This is a genomic window from Psychroserpens luteus (genome assembly GCF_015319355.1).
GTDB classification, from domain to species: domain Bacteria; phylum Bacteroidota; class Bacteroidia; order Flavobacteriales; family Flavobacteriaceae; genus Psychroserpens; species Psychroserpens luteus.
Genome location: NZ_JADILU010000005.1, coordinates 114554 through 133012, shown reverse-complemented (window position 1 = coordinate 133012; position 18459 = coordinate 114554). Strand labels below are relative to the sequence as shown.

19 protein-coding genes are annotated in these 18459 nt (G+C 32.6%); 6 read left to right on the top strand and 13 right to left on the bottom strand.

Features of this window, described 5'->3' with window-relative positions; genetic code table 11:
• Positions 1-29 precede the first annotated feature (29 nt).
• The 8 genes from IM744_RS12680 to IM744_RS12645 form a co-directional block, all read right to left on the bottom strand.
• On the bottom strand, positions 30-1307 hold the full coding sequence (locus tag IM744_RS12680; RefSeq protein WP_194508521.1) for a hypothetical protein: 1278 nt from the start codon (positions 1305-1307) through the stop codon (positions 30-32).
• A 62-nt stretch (positions 1308-1369) separates the two neighbouring features.
• Entirely contained in the window at positions 1370-1927 is a 558-nt protein-coding gene (frr, locus tag IM744_RS12675; RefSeq protein ID WP_194508520.1) for a ribosome recycling factor, read from the bottom strand.
• Between the two features lie 50 nt (positions 1928-1977).
• Positions 1978-2685, bottom strand: coding sequence for a UMP kinase (gene pyrH, locus IM744_RS12670; protein WP_194508519.1), 708 nt, complete (start codon positions 2683-2685; stop codon positions 1978-1980).
• Between the two features lie 180 nt (positions 2686-2865).
• Entirely contained in the window at positions 2866-3834 is a 969-nt protein-coding gene (gene tsf / locus IM744_RS12665) for a translation elongation factor Ts (protein WP_194508518.1), read from the bottom strand.
• A 95-nt stretch (positions 3835-3929) separates the two neighbouring features.
• Positions 3930-4778, bottom strand: coding sequence for a 30S ribosomal protein S2 (gene rpsB, locus IM744_RS12660; protein WP_194508517.1), 849 nt, complete (start codon positions 4776-4778; stop codon positions 3930-3932).
• A 237-nt stretch (positions 4779-5015) separates the two neighbouring features.
• Positions 5016-5402 (bottom strand): 30S ribosomal protein S9, encoded by a 387-nt coding sequence (gene rpsI / locus IM744_RS12655; protein WP_028871676.1) that lies wholly within the window; start codon positions 5400-5402, stop codon positions 5016-5018.
• Positions 5402-5857: a 50S ribosomal protein L13 gene (rplM, locus tag IM744_RS12650; protein ID WP_194508516.1), complete on the bottom strand. Its 456-nt coding sequence runs from the start codon at positions 5855-5857 to the stop codon at positions 5402-5404. Before rplM ends, rpsI begins: the two co-directional genes overlap by 1 nt.
• A gap of 203 nt (positions 5858-6060) precedes the next feature.
• Complete coding sequence (locus tag IM744_RS12645; RefSeq protein WP_194508515.1) at positions 6061-6213, bottom strand: hypothetical protein; 153 nt, start codon at positions 6211-6213, stop codon at positions 6061-6063.
• A 154-nt stretch (positions 6214-6367) separates the two neighbouring features.
• On the opposite strand from IM744_RS12645, the gene IM744_RS12640 reads away from it, so the two are divergent.
• Both IM744_RS12640 and IM744_RS12635 read left to right on the top strand, forming a co-directional pair.
• Entirely contained in the window at positions 6368-7999 is a 1632-nt protein-coding gene (locus IM744_RS12640; RefSeq protein WP_194508514.1) for an ABC-F family ATP-binding cassette domain-containing protein, read from the top strand.
• Positions 8000-8594: 595 nt separating this feature from the next.
• Positions 8595-10547: a YgiQ family radical SAM protein gene (locus IM744_RS12635; RefSeq protein WP_194508513.1), complete on the top strand. Its 1953-nt coding sequence runs from the start codon at positions 8595-8597 to the stop codon at positions 10545-10547.
• A 2-nt stretch (positions 10548-10549) separates the two neighbouring features.
• Here IM744_RS12635 and IM744_RS12630 read toward each other — a convergent pair whose 3' ends face one another.
• Complete coding sequence (locus IM744_RS12630; RefSeq protein WP_194508512.1) at positions 10550-11512, bottom strand: Fic family protein; 963 nt, start codon at positions 11510-11512, stop codon at positions 10550-10552.
• Between IM744_RS12630 and IM744_RS20795 the strand changes: the two genes are divergently transcribed.
• Entirely contained in the window at positions 11511-11642 is a 132-nt protein-coding gene (locus IM744_RS20795; RefSeq protein ID WP_262892963.1) for a hypothetical protein, read from the top strand. The genes IM744_RS12630 and IM744_RS20795 overlap by 2 nt on opposite strands.
• Before the next feature lie 47 nt (positions 11643-11689).
• Here the strand turns inward: IM744_RS20795 and IM744_RS12625 are convergent, their stop codons facing one another.
• The 4 genes from IM744_RS12625 to IM744_RS12610 form a co-directional block, all read right to left on the bottom strand.
• A complete protein-coding gene (locus tag IM744_RS12625) occupies positions 11690-13606 on the bottom strand; it encodes an adenylate/guanylate cyclase domain-containing protein (RefSeq protein ID WP_194508511.1) in 1917 nt (638 codons plus the stop codon).
• 27 nt (positions 13607-13633) lie between these two features.
• Positions 13634-14128: a hypothetical protein gene (locus IM744_RS12620; protein ID WP_194508510.1), complete on the bottom strand. Its 495-nt coding sequence runs from the start codon at positions 14126-14128 to the stop codon at positions 13634-13636.
• A 210-nt stretch (positions 14129-14338) separates the two neighbouring features.
• The gene (locus IM744_RS12615) at positions 14339-14920 is read right to left on the bottom strand and encodes an HD domain-containing protein (RefSeq protein ID WP_194508509.1); all 582 of its coding nucleotides are present in this window, start codon (positions 14918-14920) and stop codon (positions 14339-14341) included.
• Positions 14920-15810 carry a YitT family protein gene (locus tag IM744_RS12610; protein WP_194508508.1) on the bottom strand — a complete coding sequence of 297 codons (891 nt, stop codon included), beginning with the start codon at positions 15808-15810 and terminating at the stop codon, positions 14920-14922. The genes IM744_RS12615 and IM744_RS12610 overlap by 1 nt, the downstream gene beginning before the upstream one ends.
• A 208-nt stretch (positions 15811-16018) precedes the next feature.
• Here IM744_RS12610 and IM744_RS12605 point away from each other — a divergent pair, with 208 nt between their 5' ends.
• From IM744_RS12605 to IM744_RS12595, 3 genes are all read left to right on the top strand, one after another.
• Positions 16019-16270: a hypothetical protein gene (locus tag IM744_RS12605; RefSeq protein ID WP_194508507.1), complete on the top strand. Its 252-nt coding sequence runs from the start codon at positions 16019-16021 to the stop codon at positions 16268-16270.
• Positions 16271-16383: 113 nt separating this feature from the next.
• The gene (dcm, locus tag IM744_RS12600; protein ID WP_194508506.1) at positions 16384-17622 is read left to right on the top strand and encodes a DNA (cytosine-5-)-methyltransferase; all 1239 of its coding nucleotides are present in this window, start codon (positions 16384-16386) and stop codon (positions 17620-17622) included.
• Between the two features lie 23 nt (positions 17623-17645).
• Positions 17646-18458 (top strand): TdeIII family type II restriction endonuclease, encoded by an 813-nt coding sequence (locus tag IM744_RS12595; RefSeq protein ID WP_194508505.1) that lies wholly within the window; start codon positions 17646-17648, stop codon positions 18456-18458.
• Position 18459 lies beyond the last annotated feature (1 nt).

Genomic DNA, 18459 nt, shown 5'->3' with positions numbered 1-18459 from the left:
AGCTATAAAATTAACGAGATATTATTATATCATAAACTCACATTAAAAGTGAACTTTGCAGCAATGTTATCTGCAAACAAAGGTAAATGATAACCACCATAACGATATGCGAAACTTAAGCCAAAACCAAATAACAGTTTATTGATTTCAAAACCAGCTTCAGAGTAACCTTTTGAAAGTGTATCAAATTCTATGTCTTGATGACGCTCAATGTCGTGCATATTACCAAGTGCCATTCTAGAAATCAGTACTAATTGTGGTCTGTAGCGCTCAGTAATTTTAAAAGGTTTTATAAAATGTTTAAGCTGGAGTGTTGTAAATCTATCTGAGAAAAACTCATTAAAATACATGGTTTCAAAGCTATTAATTCCTGCTACAGAGAATCGTTGTAATATAGTTTCTTTTGTTATGTTGTTTGGATATGCATGATAGAGATGAGTCAATGGCGTTTTTCCCGTTGCCAATCCAGTTTTTACAGTGGCTTCTGTATAAGAGTGAGTATTATGTATAAACCTATGAATTATTCTAAAATCTGTTTTAAAGAAATTAAAATCACCCTTGATCTCATTCTTAAAACTTTGGGATACTTGGAGCGTAAATTTTGGATATTCTTCTTTTACTTCGGAAACACCTTTTTCATTTAATTTATTGACATTAAAAGGACTCCATTGTAATGCTAATTTTGCACTCGTGATGTCAAAAGTTCGATATGATGTACCATCAACATTGAAAAGATAGTTATATGTAGGCTCTATTTTACTTGTACCAAATTCTAATTCAGACAATAGATTTTTTGAAAATTTGTGTTCAATAGAAATCGCTTTGGTAATATGCTTATGAAATAAATTAATGTTCAATAAACGTGGTTCAAAAAAAGAGAAAAAACGTTTGTCTGTTAGAAACGTAGAGCTTCCTGTTTCTTGTAAATCATCTGTGTAAGAAAGGTTTATCCATGTTTCTGTAGATTCATTGACTCTAAATCCACCACCAATTTTGTATTTGAATCTATGATCTTTAAATCCATAAACAACATAACTGTTAATTCTATATTTTTCTGAAAATTGATCATTAGTCACACCACCAAGTCCTGTTCTTAATCCTTCATATTGGTTATATTTAACCAGATATTTCAAATCAATATTTAAAAACTTAGTAGGGAAAAAGCCATTACCTAATTGTTTAATGAATTCTTTCTTACTTAATGAATCATTCTTAACACGAGTCGAATCGTTTTCTGTTTTAGGTGTTTGAGAATAGAGTACACAAGTACATAGCGTAATTATAATTAAGCAAATAGCCTTGTGCATGTAATTTAAAATAAATTAGGATTAATTAAAAAAAGCGACATTAAGTTAGTCGCTTTTTGAATTTATACGGTCATGATTTCTTTTTCCTTGACTTCATAAATAGCGTCTATTTTTTTAACGTATTTGTCAGTCATATGTTGCACATCAATTTCTGCATTTTTTTGTTGATCTTCAGAAGCATCATCAAGACTCTTAATTTCATGATTTGCATCTTTACGAGCATTTCGTATACCAATTTTAGCATCTTCAGCTTCAGCTTTAGCTTGTTTTGATAGATCACGTCTACGTTCTTCAGTTAAAGCAGGAACATTGATAATAATAGTTTCACCATTATTCATTGGATTGAAACCTAGATTAGCATAAGCTATTCCACGCTCAATTTCTTGTAACATGTTCTTTTCCCATGGTTGTACTGTAATTGTACGACCATCTGGAGTATTAACATTTGCGACTTGAGATAAAGGTGTTTGAGAACCGTAGTAGTCTACCATTACACTTCCCAACATGGCAGGACTTGCTTTACCAGCTCTAATATTTGTGAGCTGTTTTTCTAGATGCTTAAGAGCATCGTCCATTCCTTCTTTTGTTGAATCTAATATAAATTTTATGTCTTCGTTCATTTTTAAATAACTTTAATTACTAATATACTTACCAAAAAATAAGCCAAATATTATATATTAACCTTAGTACCTATATTTTCTCCAGAAACTACTTTCATTAAATTTCCTTTTTTATTCATGTCAAATACAATAATTGGTAACTTGTTTTCTTGACTCAATGTAAATGCTGTTGTATCCATAACTTTAAGTCCTTTTTTCAGAACATCATCAAATGTAATGTGATCAAACTTTACTGCATTTACGTCTTTTTCAGGATCTGCAGTATAAATACCGTCAACACGTGTTCCTTTTAGAATCACATCAGCTTCAATTTCTATTGCTCTTAATACCGCTGCAGAATCTGTAGTGAAATATGGATTACCAGTTCCACCACCAAAAATGACTACACGTCCTTTTCTAAGATGACTCATTGCTTTTCTTCTTATAAATGGTTCTGCTACCTCATTTATTTTAATAGCAGTTTGCAAACGGGTTTTCATGCCAGCATCTTCTAGAGCGTTTTGCAATGCCAAACCATTAATAACAGTTGCTAGCATTCCCATATGGTCACCTTGAACACGATCCATTCCTGCCATTGCTCCAGCAACACCTCTAAAGATATTTCCACCTCCAATTACGATCGCGACTTCAACACCTAAATCGGTGATTTCTTTGATGTCTTTGGCGTATTCAGATAAACGTTCTGGGTCAATACCATATTGACGAGAACCCATTAGAGCTTCACCAGATAATTTGAGTAGAATTCTTTTATATTTCATAGTTAAGCAGTCATTTTTTTAGAGATTCCCATTTAAGCAGGAATTAATGTTTAGCAAATATAAACATTTACTTTTTTTAGTAAAGTAGAAATATTGAAATAAAAAAAACCACTATGTCTTATAATAAGAGTAGTGGTTTTTTATATGTTCCCAAATATTTGGGACTATTTCAAAATGAGTTTATTGACCTACTGAAGTACGTTTAAATCCAGTAACAGAAACATCACCATAAGATTCTACATACTGAGCAACAGTTTGCTTTTCATCTTTGATAAACTTTTGATCCAATAAACATTGTTCTTGATCTAAAGTTGTGTTATCAGAAATGAAACGCTCTAATTTACCAGGTAAAATTCTGTCCCATATTTGTTCTGGCTTACCTTCAGCTTTTAATTCTGCTTTTGCAGCATCTTCAGCTTCAGCAATAACTTCTGGTGTTAATTGTGCCATAGAGATATAGCTAGGTACATTTTTCAATGTTTTACCTAAACGTCCTAATTCAATATTATCTTTTTCGATAACTGCAATTCTAGCTTCAGTTTCTGAAGCAATAAAAGCAGGATCAAAGTCTTTATAAGATAAAGTTGAAGCTCCCATTGAAGCAACTTGCATTGCCACATCTTTAACTAAAGTTTCAACATTGTCAACTTTTGCAGATAAACCTACTAAAGCAGCAATCTTGTTAATATGAACATATTGTCCAACGTAAGGAGCATCTAATCTTTCAAAAGCAGTGATGTCTAATTTCTCACCAATAACTCCTGTTTGTTCAACTAGTTTTTCGGCAACTGTCATTCCACCAAAATCTGCAGCTAAAAATGCTTCTTTTGTAGTATGATTTAATGCGATATCAGCTAAATCGCTAGCTAATGCTACGAAAGTATCATTTTTTCCAACGAAATCTGTTTCACATCCTAATACAATAGCAACACCAGAGGTGTTGTCTGCATTTATTTTTGCTACTGCAGCACCTTCAGATGAATCTCTGTCGGCTCTTTTTTCTGCAACTTTTTGACCTTTTTTACGAAGTACATCGATTGCTTTGTCAAAATCTCCTTCTGCTTCAACTAAGGCTTTTTTGCAGTCCATCATTCCTGCACCTGTAGCTTGTCTTAATTTATTTACGTCTGCTGCTGTTACTTTTACCATAACTTCAATATTGTTTTAAAATTTAAAAAGTCGTTTAATTTGATATTTCCGAAGAAAACAATTAAACGACTTATTTATATTGTGTAATTGTTAATTTATTCTTCTTCGTTAGATGCAACTGGTGCTGCTTCAGCTTTTTTCTCAACCTTAGTTTCCGCTTTCGCTTCAGTTTTTGGTTCAGCTTTCTTTTCAGCTTTTACTTCTTTTTTAGCTGCTGGTGATTTCTCACTTTTAGCGTCTTTTTCAGCTTTGTCAGATTTTCTTTCAGCTAAACCTTCTGCAACTGCAGATTCTACTGCTGCCATAATGCACTCAATAGATTTAGAAGCATCATCATTTGCTGGAATTAAGAAATCTACTTCACGAGGATCAGAGTTTGTATCTACCATTGCGAAGATTGGAATTTTTAATTTCTGCGCTTCTTTAATAGCGATGTGCTCACGTTTGATATCTACAACAAATAATGCTCCAGGTAAACGTGTCATATCAGAGATAGAACCTAAATTCTTTTCTAATTTAGCTCTTTGACGATCTACTTGTAAACGTTCTTTTTTAGAAAGAGAGTTGAATGTTCCATCTTTCTTCATACGATCAATCATAGCCATTTTCTTAACAGCTTTTCTAATTGTAATGAAGTTAGTTAACATTCCACCAGGCCATCTTTCTGTAATGTAAGGCATGTTTACATTTCCTGCTTTCTCAGCAACGATGTCTTTAGCTTGTTTTTTTGTAGCAACAAATAAGATTTTCTTTCCAGAAGCTGCAATCTTGCGAAGTGCTTCTCCAGTTTCTTGAATTTTTGCTTGAGTTTTGTAAAGGTTGATAATATGGATACCATTACGTTCCATATAAATGTAAGGAGCCATGTTTGGATCCCATTTTCTTGTTAGGTGACCAAAGTGTACACCTGCGTCAAGTAATTCTTTTACTTCTACTGATTTCATTTTGTAATTGTTTACGTTCTGTTAAATTAGCAATGATTGAGTGGTTGCTTTTGCTCGCCTTAATCATTTAGATGCTAAACTTTACCTGAACTCGTTTCAGGATTTTTTAATGTTTGCTGAAATGCAAAAACTCGCCTTTCAGTCTTTTTAATAAAAGCTGTTCTGATAATAAACCAGAACAGCTTTGAGATTTTTTTATATTCCGAAGAAACTTCAGAATAATAAAAAGGAATAGGATTAACGTTTCGAGAATTGGAACTTTTTCCTTGCTTTCTTTTGACCGAACTTCTTACGTTCAACCATACGAGGGTCTCTAGTTAATAATCCTTCTGGCTTTAATATTAGTCTGTGTTCTGCATCAATCTCACACATTGCGCGAGATAATGCTAAACGGATCGCTTCGGCTTGGCCTGTAATACCACCTCCAAAAACGTTTACTGTAATATCAAAGTTGCCATCGTTGTTAGTCATGACTAAAGGTTGGTTTACTTTATACTGCAATGTTGCAGTAGTAAAATAATCCGCCATGTCTTTTTTGTTTACCGTGATCTTGCCTTTTCCTTCAGCAAGGTACACACGAGCAACAGCCGTCTTTCTACGACCGATTTTGTGAATTACTTCCATTAGTTAACTTTGTTTAAGTCAATTGCTTTTGGTTTTTGAGCTTCATGAGTATGAGCTGAACCAACAACAACATTTAAATTACGGAATAAAGCTGCACCTAATTTGTTTTTAGGGAGCATTCCTTTTACTGATTTTTCCACGATTCTTGCTGGATCTTTTCCAAACAATTCAGTCGCAGTCAAACTTCTTTGACCACCTGGATAACCTGTGTGACGAATGTACGTTTTGTCATTCCACTTGTTACCTGATAAGTTGATTTTTTCTGCATTGATAACAATTACGTTATCTCCACAATCAACATGTGGTGTGAAGTTTGTTTTGTGTTTACCTCTTAAAAGTATTGCTACTTTAGAACATAAACGACCTAGCGTTTGATCTGCAGCGTCAACTAAAACCCACTCTTTATTAACAGTAGCTTTGTTGGCTGAAATCGTTTTGTAGCTTATTGTGTCCACACTTATTAATATTAGTTGCCTGTGCACGACAGGCGGTTAAACTTTCTCTCTCGAAAAGAGTTTGCAAATTTACGATTATATATTTGATTACCAAATAGTGTGATGACATATTTTAACCTAATGTTTTGTTGAAAACAAAGTGCTAATAATAATTGCTCTGTTACTTATTTTGAAAATGGTCATTTTTAATATTTGTAAAGGCTTTATGATTTTAATTTTTTTCTTTCTTTTTTCTCAGATTTTTGTTGTGTAAGAGCGTAGGCTAAAACTACCATTTCAATGCCTAGAATTATAATTTTTGCTTTTTTACTTTTAGTGAGTGCGCTTGTGAGTCCTAATACTTTTGTGATTATCATGATTGTTGTGTTTTAAGATTATGAATACATAATACTTTTTTCCGAAGAAAAAGTTTAACTCCAACCGTTTAATAATTAACTTGAAAAATAATGTCGCTACTCTTGAAGTTATAAGCTATGACTTTTATTAGTTTTGCATCCTTAATAATAGGTTATGATTTCAGTAGATAATTTAGCGGTAGAATTTAGTGGTCACACATTGTTTAGTGATGTGTCTTTTACGATTAATGCAGATGATAAAATTGCCTTAATGGGTAAGAATGGTGCAGGAAAATCCACAATGATGAAAATTATTGCAGGTGTTCAAAATGCAACTCGCGGAAATGTGAGAACTCCAAAAGATGCTATTATAGCGTATTTACCACAACATTTATTAACTGAAGATAATACAACAGTCTTTGATGAAGCCTCTAAAGCTTTTAGTCACGTTTTTGAAATGCGTGATGAGATGGAAGGGTTGAACAAACAGCTTGAAACCAGAACGGATTATGAGAGCGATGAATACATGAAGATTATTGAGCGTGTTTCTGATTTAGGAGAGAGTTACTACGCTTTGGAAGATGTAAACTATGATGCCGAAGTTGAAAAAGCACTGAAAGGTTTAGGATTTAAGCAAGAGGATTTTACAAGACAAACTAATGAGTTTTCTGGTGGTTATCGTATGCGAATTGAACTTGCTAAGATTTTACTTCAAAAACCAGATTTGATTTTATTAGATGAGCCTACAAACCATATTGATATAGAATCTGTGATTTGGTTAGAAGACTTTTTGGTTAATAAAGCTAATGCAGTTGTAGTGATTTCTCACGATAGAGCTTTTATTGATAATATTACGAATCGTACTATTGAAGTGACCATGGGACGCATTTATGATTATAAAGCTAAGTATACTCATTACTTACAATTGCGAGAAGATAGACGTGTGCATCAAATCAAAGCTTACCAAGAACAGCAAAAATTTATTGCCGATAATCAGACGTTTATTGATCGATTTAAAGGTACTTATTCTAAGACGAATCAAGTGACTTCCAGAGAACGTATGCTAGAAAAGTTAAAGATAATAGAAGTTGATGATGTTGATACGTCTGCTTTGAAATTACGTTTTCCGTCAACGCAACGTTCAGGAGATTATCCTGTGACTGTAAAGGATGTTTCTAAATCTTATGGAGATCATGTTGTATTTAAAGATGCTAATATGTCTATTTCTAGAGGTGAAAAAGTGTGTTTTGTTGGTAGGAATGGAGAAGGGAAATCAACGATGATCAAGGCTATTTTAGGTGAAATTGATGTGGAAGGTACTTGTGCATTAGGTCATAATGTAAAGGTTGGATATTTTGCTCAAAACCAAGCAGCTTTGTTAGATGAAGATTTAACTATTTTTCAAACGGTTGATGATGTCGCTAAAGGTGATGTGAGAACACAAATTAAAAATATCTTAGGTCGCTTTATGTTTAAAGGTGATGAGATTGATAAAAAAGTGGGTTTATTATCTGGTGGAGAAAAAACCAGATTAGCTATGGTAAAATTATTGCTTGAGCCTGTAAACTTGCTTATTCTTGATGAGCCAACGAATCACCTTGATTTAAAATCTAAGGATGTGCTAAAAGAGGCACTTCAGGATTTTGATGGCACACTTGTTTTAGTATCTCACGATAGGGATTTTTTACAAGGACTTTCTAAAAAGGTATTTGAGTTTAAGGAGCAACGTGTGATTGAGCATTTTGAAACTATTGATGATTTCTTAATTAGGAATCGTGTTGAGAGTTTGAAAGGGTTGGATTTGTAAATCTGTCATTTTAACTTTAGCAGAGATCATATAAGAATATTTTTTTCTTTATGTTCATTTTGCCTTGATGCAAAACGAACCAAAAAATCAAGACCAAGCCAAGGAATTTTTAAGTTTTGCAAACTGAAAACCGATTTAAAAACTCCGCGTCGAACTAAGTTCTCCTGTTTTCGGAGCTTTTCTTCATCTATTCTTCGCCTTGGCGTTCAATTCTCTGAATTGATTTGGGACTCGACCTTTTACTATGTTTTGTTTTATCCCAATGATAATTTTCATTTTTGCTTACTGCTTACTGCTTACTGCTTACTGCTTACTGCTTACTGCTTACTGCTTACTGCTTACTGCTTACTGCTTACTGCTTACTGCTTACTGCTTACTGCTTACTGCTTACTGCTTACTGCATACTGCTTACTGCGTTAGCGATTACTCATGCATACTATTGAGAAAGAAATCGTGATTACTTCGTAGTTGTAGTGAAAAGCCCACAGCGAGGAACGAGTGAGGACTTGCAACGGAAAGCGCGACCCTTGTGGTAACGCCCAAAAATTTAACACTTTAATAAAAGGACGCTCATTTTTGACTACTTTTGCAATCTATGCAAGAGTTAAAACTTTCAGATTGGTTACCTACCACAAACAAAGAGGTGAAGATACGCGGTTGGCAAGAGCTGGATGTGATTCTATTTAGTGGAGACGCTTATGTAGATCATCCAACGTTTGGTCCTGCGGTTATTGGACGTTTGTTGGAAAGTATGGGCTTGAAAGTGGCTATTGTTCCACAACCTAGTGTGACAGATAATCTTCAGGATTTTGTAAAAATAGGAAAACCAAGATTGTTTTTTGGTGTGACTGGTGGTTGTATGGACCCTATGATTAGCAACTATAATGCTAATAAGAAACGTCGAGATAAAGATGCGTATACTCCAAATGGAGATATTGGGTTTAGACCAGATTATGCATCTACTGTATATTCAAATATTTTAAAAGAAAAATGGCCAGATACTCCTGTTTTAATTGGTGGAATTGAAGGCTCTTTGCGTCGTGTTACACATTATGATTATTGGAGTGACAAGCTCATGCCAACTATTTTAGAAACGTCTAAAGCAGATATGTTGGTCTACGGAATGGGAGAACAGCCCTTGCGAGAAATCGTACGTCTCTTAGAAAAAGGAGTTCCTTTTAATAGTATTAATACTGTTTTGCAAACTGCTGTACTTTTAAAGGAAGAAGAAAAAATCCCTAAGAACGCTAATTGGGAAGATGTTGAAATCGCTTCTCACGAAGTGTGTTTGAGTGATAAGAAAAAATATGCTTCTAATTTTAAGGTGATTGAGCAGGAGTCTAATAAATTGGCTGCTCGACGAATTTTCCAAAAAGTAGGAGATAAGACGTTGATGATAAATCCGCCTTATCCAACAATGACAGAAGCTGAAATTGATGCGTCTTTCGATTATCCTTACACACGATTACCACATCCAAAATATAATAAGCGTGGACCAATACCTGCGTTTGAGATGATAAAGTTTTCTATTAATATTCATAGAGGCTGTTTTGGTGGTTGTAGCTTTTGTACGATTTCTGCACATCAAGGGAAATTTATTGCGTCTCGTAGTCAGGAGTCTATTTTAAAAGAAGTCGATACGGTTGCGAATATGCCAGATTTTAAAGGCTACTTATCTGATATTGGTGGTCCGAGTGCCAACATGTATCAAATGAAAGGTAAAGTGCAATCTATCTGCGATAAGTGTGTTGCGCCAAGTTGTATTTCGCCAGTCATCTGTAGTAATTTAGATACGTCTCATAAACCTTTAACCGAATTATATCAAGCGGTTGATAAGCATCCAAAGGTTAAGAAGTCATTTATAGGTTCTGGGATTCGTCATGATATGTTGGTGCCAGAGTTTAATAAAAATGCTGACCCTAAAGAATTGGATGATTATACTGAAGAAGTGATGACTAAGCACGTTTCTGGACGACTTAAAGTAGCTCCAGAACATACGAGTGATCCTGTTTTAAAATTAATGCGGAAACCGTCGTTTAAGTATTTTCATAAGTTTAAAGAACGTTTTGATAAAATAAATATTAAGAAGGGTTTAAACTTACAGTTGATCCCTTACTTTATTTCGAATCATCCAGCTTGTGAAGTTGAAGATATGGCAAATTTAGCTGCCGAAACTAAAGATATGGGTTTCCAATTGGAGCAAGTACAAGGTTTTACACCAACACCAATGACAGTAGCCACAGTCATCTATTATAGTGGTTATCATCCATACACGCTTAAAAAAGTAAATACGCCTATTACTCGAAAAGAAAAAGATGAGCAACATCGTTTTTTCTTTTGGTATAAAGAAGAAAATAAAGCGTGGATAAAAAAGACCTTAAATAAATTAGGTCGCGAAGATTTACTAAAAGTACTCCTACCTGAAAAAGACGAAAAATGGCGTAAAAATAAACCTAGTGGTGACGCTAAAAATACGTTTAATGATGCTGTGCCTTTTAATCAGAGAAAGGATAAGGCTAAGTTTAGGAGTAAGAAGAAGAGGAGGTAGTTTTACTTTTTATAAAGTAAATACAATGTTTTGTTTTTTTCTCCTGTTTTTTGAAACAGATTCATTTCAATTCCTTTTTTTAAATCACGACTTGCTGTTGCAGATGATATATCTTTAAAAATAGTCATGTAATCTTTTCTAGAAAACTCGGATTTACTTAAACTTACAAAATATTGTAATCTATCTACTGAGGTAAAAGTTCTGTTATTAAAATTAAGTAACTCGTCTATTGATGTATTAATAATGCCTAACATGTACTCAATAAATTTAGTTGAGTTACCCAGTTTATCACATTCTCCTAAAACTTTATAATAACTCTGTTGATCTTTACTAATTGAGGTTTCAAAAGGAATGTAGGAGAAGACTGAATATTGTTCCATTAATATAAGCGTCTGCCATAAACGACCCATTCTGCCATTACCATCTAAAAAGGGATGAATAAACTCTAGCTCATAATGAAAGACACAGCTTTTTATAAGTTCAATATCTTCATCATGTTTTAAATATTCAAAGAGATTCTTAATTAAGAAAGGCACATTTTTAAAAGGAGGTGCAATATGTTCAACTTTGTTATTTTTTGCAATTCCAACAGTCTCAGTTCTATAGTTTCCAGGCTTTGTTACTAAGCCATTCATCAAAACGGTATGTGCTTTTAAAAAAGACGCTTCACTGTTAGGTTTAAATTTGTCTAAGCTATCGTAAACAGAAATAGCATTTAACACTTCGAGCACATCTTTTTTAGGACCAACCACTTTCTTGTTTTCAAGTAAAGCAGTTATTTGAGATTCTGATAAGGTGTTACCTTCTATTTTTAATGATGAGTGTATGGTTTTAATCTTATTCTGCTTTCTTAAAGTAGTTGATGGTTTGTTGATATAGTTAGAATTAATGGCACCAATTTTTTCTGAAATTGAACTTATCAATTTTAGAATTTTAGAGGTAATCTCATATGGTGGTTTTTGCATGATAGTATCATTTGATAGTATCAAAGGTAGTGTAATCTCTTATGAAATAGAAAATAATGAGACTAAGAACACATTTAATGATGCAGTGTCTTTTAATCAGAGAAAGGATAAAGATAAGTTTGGTACTTAACTTGTGTCGTACTTATACTAACTTCATCTTCATTTATAATTATTGTTTTAAACCACTTCTTTTTGTCCATTCATAAAAGCATAAAAGGTTTTTTCTTTTATGCTTTTTACAAAATACATTTTCAAAACACCTTTGTTTTTCACATCAATTTCACCTCTATATTCACACTCAAAAGCATCTTTGATTAATTGATAGGTGTTTTCTGCAATATTAATTTTTCCTGGTATAGAGTTGGATTCCATTCTTGAAGCCACATTAACGGTATCTCCCCAAATATCATAAGCAAACTTTTTTGTTCCTACAACTCCAGCTACAACAGGACCTGTATTGATACCAACACGAATATCAAAATGTGCTATATCTAAATCTTTTAAGTTTTTAGAGTCTTTTACAAATTGTACAATTTCAAATGCTGCAAGTGTCATTTTAATTGCATGATCTTTGGTGGGAAATGGTAATCCTCCTGCACACATGTACGAATCTCCTGCAGTTTTTATTTTTTCGAGTTTATATTTTTCGATAATAGTATCAAATTTTGAAAAATAATAATCCACACTTTTTACCAATTTCTCTGGTGTTAGATTTTCGGAGTAGGTTGTGAAGTTTTTAAAGTCGGTAAATAAAACGGTTACAGAATCAAATCGTTTTGCTTCCACTTTGCCATTTAGTTTCAGCTCTTGTGCTGTTTCTTCAGGTAAAATATTGAGCAACAGATTATCTGACCTGAGCTTTTCTTCTTCAATTATTAATTTTGTTTTACTTATGTATTTATTACGTCTAAATAATCCAAAGGCAAGCATTACAATTAAAAATAAGGCGATAATAGTAGCTATCACGATATTCTGTTTGTTTTTATTTTGTTGGTTTAATAAAGCAACTTGAATGTTTTGCGTTTTTTGTTGTTGCGTTAATAAGTCTACTTCTGTTTGTTTTTTTGAAACTTCAAACTCAGTACGTACATCTGCCATTTTTTGAACTTTTTCAATATTAGCAATACTATCTTTAAAGGTGGAATGCTCTTTAAAATGACTTAACGATTTTTGATAATCACCATTTAGTTCGTATAACTTTGAAAGTTGCAAATTCGCATCACTTATTTGCTCTTTTAAGCTGTATTTTGTCGCTAAATCCAAGCTTCTTTTGGAATATGCTATTGCTGCTTTTCTATTGTTTTTTGATGCATAAATATCTGACATATACGTAAGATAAACGGAAATAGGATAATACAATTCCAGGTTTTCCATGATACGTATGGCCTCATTTATATTCGCTTCTGCTAAGTCGTCTTTTCCCTTCTCTGCGTAGACCATTCCCATGTTTCCTAGAACAAAAGCATTCCCTTCTAAAGAGTTGATTTTTCTAAATATGAGACCAGATTCCATAAAACATTCCATGGCTAAATCATATTCTTTTTTATTAAAATACTCGTCACCTAGATTGGAAAGACCATTTGCATAATTTTCAAGATCGTTTTCTTTTTTTAATAGATCCATTCCTGTTTTGTAATATTTCACTGCGTTTTCATGATTACTTGTTATGGAGTAAACATCTGCAATAGAAATATTAACCAATCCTAAGTCACGTTGGTTTTTATTTTTTGAAGCTATTTTTGCTGCTTCAAAATAACTTTCTAATGCTTGTGTGAAATCACTTTTTAATCGAAGCGAAGCCCCTTTATGCATGTAGCCTTGAAAGAGCAATTTGCTTGAATCCAGTAATTTGGCATTTTTAATTAACTCTAAACTATAATGTAATTTTTTTTGTGGATCTGGATGGTTTTGTGCCAATTCATTTAATAGTGTCAGCTTTTCACTTTTAGAATAATTATTATTTACATACCTATGTTCTAAAAGAAGGGATTCTGATTTTTCCTGACTAAAGCAAATAGCAGATATACAAAGACAACCTATAAGAACACAGGTCTTTATTGTTGTTGCCAAAGGAAATGGTGAATTGAATTTCATTTTATTGAAAAATAATTTGAAATAGTATTAAAGCTTAACGGTTATTTTTGGATCAATACGATAGTTTCCACGTTTTCTACTATCATTATAAACTGTAATTTTAATGGCGTATTTCTCGACTCGTCCATTGGTTCCAGAATCGACTTTACCAATAACAAATTCGGGAGTTTGGCCATTTCCCTTTAAAATATTTCTACCAAAAACATTATCGCCACCATGATAATTTATGGATCTCACGTCAACAATATCTGTTTCAGGATTACTAGTAGACACACCTTTCCAAACGATTAAATCTCCTGGCTTGACTTCAATATTAAAATCTTCAATATTTCCTGTTGATCTGGTTATTTGTCCGTTTGGTGATTCCGAAGTAAAATAACAAACCTCTAATTCATTGTGATTTGAAATTTTGTCGGTATCTACATGGATTGTGACGTAGTATGTGTCTTGGGCAAACATTGTTGACATATTAAAAAATAGCGCAAGGAGAAGTACTTGAAATAATCGGTTAGACGTTTTCATTAGTTGATAAGTTAGAATTGATTAATAATAACGACATTCAAATTAATAGCAAAATTTGAAAATCGCATAGCGTTCACACGTAAGTAGAATATGTTTTAGTGTGATTTGAAGCGACTGTTAAAGGCTAATAAATATAGTGAATAATTATTTGTAAATGAATAAGGTAGAGTTAGTTGTCTTAAAATATATTTATATGTGCTGTTGCAGTCGTTAAATTTTAGATTCTAAAAGCGCTAAATTTTTATTTTTTCTGAAGGTTTTGTAACGTTTACAATAGGACGTATGATATGTATGATTTTTAATAAATTTAATTTGAATATTAATCCATTCGTCTTCACTTAAATCTGGATTAAAATGCAGTAACTCTTTATATAAAGCAATACTGTTTTTTAGGTATTTAGAAGTTGCTAAATACTCTAAATCTGCATCTGCTAAAATTTGTTCTAATAGGTTTTTTGGGCTTTGCGGAATCTTTGTTGCCATAATCATACCGCAAATGGTATCAATTTCCTCTTTAGAGTAGCCATAATTTTTCAACTGCTTTTTTGCAATTTCACAACCTGTTTTTTCATGTTCCAGATGCGATTTTGTAAAACCAATATCATGATATAAAGCTGCTATTTTTAGTAAGGCTCTATCTTTGCTTTTCACCTTTTCTTTATTCGCAATATGCATTGCTTTTTCATATACATATAAGGTATGTTCTGTATTATGATAGGTAAAATGTTTCGGTAGATTTTCGTTTAAAAAATGTACAACATCTTTACATATTATATCAACACTCTTTTTCATCAATGACTAGATTTTCTGCTAATAACACCTCCATCTACTTCTTTTATGTTTTGTATAAACATAAATGCTTTTGGGTCTGCTTTGGCAATTGCTTTTCTCACTTTATGTACTTCTAATCGTGTCACAACAGTTACAAGAACATCACAATCATGTTTTATATCATAGCTTCCTGGTAGGTTTCCACGTTCGCCTTTATAGATTGTTATTGGCTTATTAAATTGATTAACTATCAATTCTTTAATGAGTTGGTCGTTAGGTGAGATGATCGTTAACGAAATTAATTTTTCAAACCCATCAACCACATAATCAGAAATCTTTAAAGCTGTAAAAAAAGTAATAATCGAATACATTGCTTTTTCCAAACCTAAGAAGAATGCAATAATTAAGAAGATGGTTGTGTTTATTGCCATAATAATTTCGGTTGTAGATAAACCAAATCTTGTATTTGTGTATGCTGCAATGACCTCTAATCCATCAATTACACCTCCACCTCTAATTACAAAGCCAATACCAAGACCAACAAAAACACCTCCAAAAACAGCGACTAGAAAATGGTCTTTGGTTACTGTAGGTACTGGTAAGAAACTTAATAAGAGACCAAGAAAGATTAAGGATACAAAGGTGTGTGCAGCAAAATTCTTTCCAAATTTTCTATAGCCAATATATACAAAAGGTAAATTGAGAAGTATTAATGGAATAGAAACATCTATATGGTAAAACTCATGAATAAGAATGGAAATACCTAAAAGGCCTCCATCTAAAAAAAGATTAGGAATCATAAATCCTTTAATGGCAATAACAGTGCAGGAGACACCAATAATTTTTAGAAGTAGTGATTTAAAGGAAAAAACAGAACTTAAGTCTAACGTGTTTAAATTGCTTTTACTCATTGGTGGAAGGTGGATTAATAGCGTTATCATCTATACCTATCTAATTTAAGCAATTATTTTTATATCTGTTTGATTATGAGTATTTAAGTTGGGTGTTGAGATTTGAAATGAATTATGGCAAAGTAAATTGTTAATTTGTTTTTTGATACTTATTGTATGTTGACTGACGTTGATTAAGAGACTATTTTTGATTAAAATTAGATAAGTTATGATACAAATTAGAAAAGGTCAAGTAGTGAGATTTCACACACCAAATCATGATGAAGATCCAGAACAACTTTACGTGGTTTTGGAATTTTTTGAAGATGGAGAACGATCAAGAGCTTTAATTACACCCGCAAATTCAGACCTTTTTATTCCGGGTACACTCAAGGTTTATTCTAAAGATTTAGAGGTTGATGAAGGCCAAACTTTTGAATTAGAGTATTATCTTGAACATGGAAAACATGATTTATTTTAGGTTTAATTAACCTATTATTGTTCTAGTAAATTTTCTAAAAATTAATTAATCATTTCATCAATAATTAAAAAAATCTTCTTTAAGTTTGTAACCAATGTTTAATGTTGTGTAACATGGTTATAAAAGATTATTATTCGCTTTCTGAAGCTGCTGAAATTTTAGGTAAAAGTAAGGAAACTTTACGAAGATGGGATAGAGATGGAAAACTTGAAGCTTTGAGAGAACCTATAAGTGAATATCGTGTCTATAAAAAAGAAGACATTAATAATCTGATTAAGCCACTATTTGACAATCTTGAAGAAGAAGTAGATAATTCTGAAAAACCAATTAAAGAATTTCAGGTTTTAGAATTATTTGCTGGAGCAGGAGGATTAGCAATCGGACTTGAAAAAGCAGGAATTAAATGTGCTGCTTTAAATGAAATAGATAAATGGGCTTGCCAAACACTTCGAGAAAATAGACCGAATTGGAATGTTTTAGAAGGCGATATAAAATCTTTTAATTTTGAAGAATTTAATGGTGAAGTTGATATAGTTACAGGTGGTTTTCCATGTCAAGCTTTTAGTTATGCAGGAAAAAAGTTAGGATTAGAAGACGCAAGAGGAACCTTGTTTTATGAATTTGCTCGTGCAGTAAAAGAAGTAAACCCTCCAATTTGTATTGGCGAAAACGTTAAAGGTTTACGCTCTCATGAAAAAGGTGAAACATTAAAAGGAATGTTGTCAATTCTTGATGAAATTGGTTACAATGTTGTTCCTGTTCAAGTTTTAAAAGCAATTAATTACAAAGTACCACAAAAACGTGAGCGCATAATTTTGGTTGGTATTAGAAAAGATATTGATATTAAATATGAATATCCTAAACCATATCAGACTATCTATAATTTGTCTGACGCTTTAAAGAAAGGAAAACTGTACAATTCTAATGTTCCAAAATCTGAAGGCTCAAAATATCCAGAACATAAAAAAGTGGTTTTAGATTTAGTGCCACCAAAAGGTTATTGGAGAGATTTACCTTTAGAATTACAAAAAGAGTATATGGGTAAAAGTTTTTATTTGGGTGGCGGAAAAACAGGAATGGCTAGACGAATTGGTTGGGACGAACCGAGTTTGACTTTGACTTGCAGTCCTGCTCAAAAACAAACAGAAAGATGTCATCCAGAGGAAACAAGACCTTTTACTGTTCGTGAGTACGCTCGAATTCAAACCTTTCCTGATGAATGGAAGTTTATGGGCTCTGTTTCTCAGCAATATAAACAAATAGGAAATGCTGTGCCTTGTAATTTGGGTAGGGAAATTGGATATTCTATAGTTAAGTTTTTAAATGATTACTATACTCAAGTAAATAATTAATACATTTAGGCATATCTATAATTATGCCAGCACCTACTAGAGAACAAGTATTTCAAATTTCAAGAGAAACAGTAATCAATAGTATTACCAATTTCATTGGTAACCGTATTGATGTAATTCCAAATTTTCAAATTCTAGACTTGATAATACCTGTGGAACGTAAAATCCGTTCTATAGTTGGAGGAATGGAAACTTCTTTAGGAACAACTCTTTGGGAACCATTGGCTAAAAATCTAGCATCACTCAATGGATTTGAAGTAATCAATGAAAATCTTCCTAAGCCTGCAAATATGCCTGCAAATCTGCAAAGTACCTTACAGATAGTTATTGAAGGTAGAAATAGTAATAATCCTGTTTTTACATCTGAGTATTGTCATAATAGGATTAAAGAAATATGTCAAACTTTTGTTGATAATCCTATTAACGATTTTGTTAAAGCGCCAAGAGGTTTTGGTGTTGATATATGGTTAAGAAAATCTGAAATCAATTATTTTTTTGATACTAAAACAGTACAACCAAATGTTGGAGCTTTATCGAAATGTTTTGAGCAAGTTATAAATTGGTACGCTTTTTTTTATTCTCAATTTCCAACTCAATCAGCTCAGTCAAGAATAGTATTTCCTTATAACCCTTATGGTGAAATTGATTTTTGGTCAAAAACTATGGGTGGAGGATGGCCTCTAGAACCAACTAATGAAGGCTGGGTTGAAAATGAATTTTGGGATTTTTGTTCAGGTGTAGAAAACACATATCAAATAATTCACGAGTCGTTTATTTCAATTTCAGAAACAGGTGATTTAGAGGAAATCATCCAAGAGATATTTTATGGTAATTAAT

Excerpts from the sequence above, each read along its gene's own strand:
- IM744_RS12680 (WP_194508521.1), bottom strand. The coding sequence starts at position 1,307 with ATGCACAAGGCTATTTGCTTAATTATAATTACGCTATGTACTTGTGTA.
- frr (WP_194508520.1), bottom strand. The coding sequence starts at position 1,927 with ATGAACGAAGACATAAAATTTATATTAGATTCAACAAAAGAAGGAATG.
- pyrH (WP_194508519.1), bottom strand. The coding sequence starts at position 2,685 with ATGAAATATAAAAGAATTCTACTCAAATTATCTGGTGAAGCTCTAATG.
- tsf (WP_194508518.1), bottom strand. The coding sequence starts at position 3,834 with ATGGTAAAAGTAACAGCAGCAGACGTAAATAAATTAAGACAAGCTACA.
- rpsB (WP_194508517.1), bottom strand. The coding sequence starts at position 4,778 with ATGAAATCAGTAGAAGTAAAAGAATTACTTGACGCAGGTGTACACTTT.
- rpsI (WP_028871676.1), bottom strand. The coding sequence starts at position 5,402 with ATGGAAGTAATTCACAAAATCGGTCGTAGAAAGACGGCTGTTGCTCGT.
- IM744_RS12645 (WP_194508515.1), bottom strand. The coding sequence starts at position 6,213 with ATGATAATCACAAAAGTATTAGGACTCACAAGCGCACTCACTAAAAGT.
- IM744_RS12640 (WP_194508514.1), top strand. The coding sequence starts at position 6,368 with ATGATTTCAGTAGATAATTTAGCGGTAGAATTTAGTGGTCACACATTG.
- IM744_RS12635 (WP_194508513.1), top strand. The coding sequence starts at position 8,595 with ATGCAAGAGTTAAAACTTTCAGATTGGTTACCTACCACAAACAAAGAG.
- IM744_RS20795 (WP_262892963.1), top strand. The coding sequence starts at position 11,511 with ATGATAGTATCATTTGATAGTATCAAAGGTAGTGTAATCTCTTATGAA.
- IM744_RS12630 (WP_194508512.1), bottom strand. The coding sequence starts at position 11,512 with ATGCAAAAACCACCATATGAGATTACCTCTAAAATTCTAAAATTGATA.
- IM744_RS12625 (WP_194508511.1), bottom strand. The coding sequence starts at position 13,606 with ATGAAATTCAATTCACCATTTCCTTTGGCAACAACAATAAAGACCTGT.
- IM744_RS12620 (WP_194508510.1), bottom strand. The coding sequence starts at position 14,128 with ATGAAAACGTCTAACCGATTATTTCAAGTACTTCTCCTTGCGCTATTT.
- IM744_RS12615 (WP_194508509.1), bottom strand. The coding sequence starts at position 14,920 with ATGAAAAAGAGTGTTGATATAATATGTAAAGATGTTGTACATTTTTTA.
- IM744_RS12610 (WP_194508508.1), bottom strand. The coding sequence starts at position 15,810 with ATGAGTAAAAGCAATTTAAACACGTTAGACTTAAGTTCTGTTTTTTCC.
- IM744_RS12605 (WP_194508507.1), top strand. The coding sequence starts at position 16,019 with ATGATACAAATTAGAAAAGGTCAAGTAGTGAGATTTCACACACCAAAT.
- dcm (WP_194508506.1), top strand. The coding sequence starts at position 16,384 with ATGGTTATAAAAGATTATTATTCGCTTTCTGAAGCTGCTGAAATTTTA.
- IM744_RS12595 (WP_194508505.1), top strand. The coding sequence starts at position 17,646 with ATGCCAGCACCTACTAGAGAACAAGTATTTCAAATTTCAAGAGAAACA.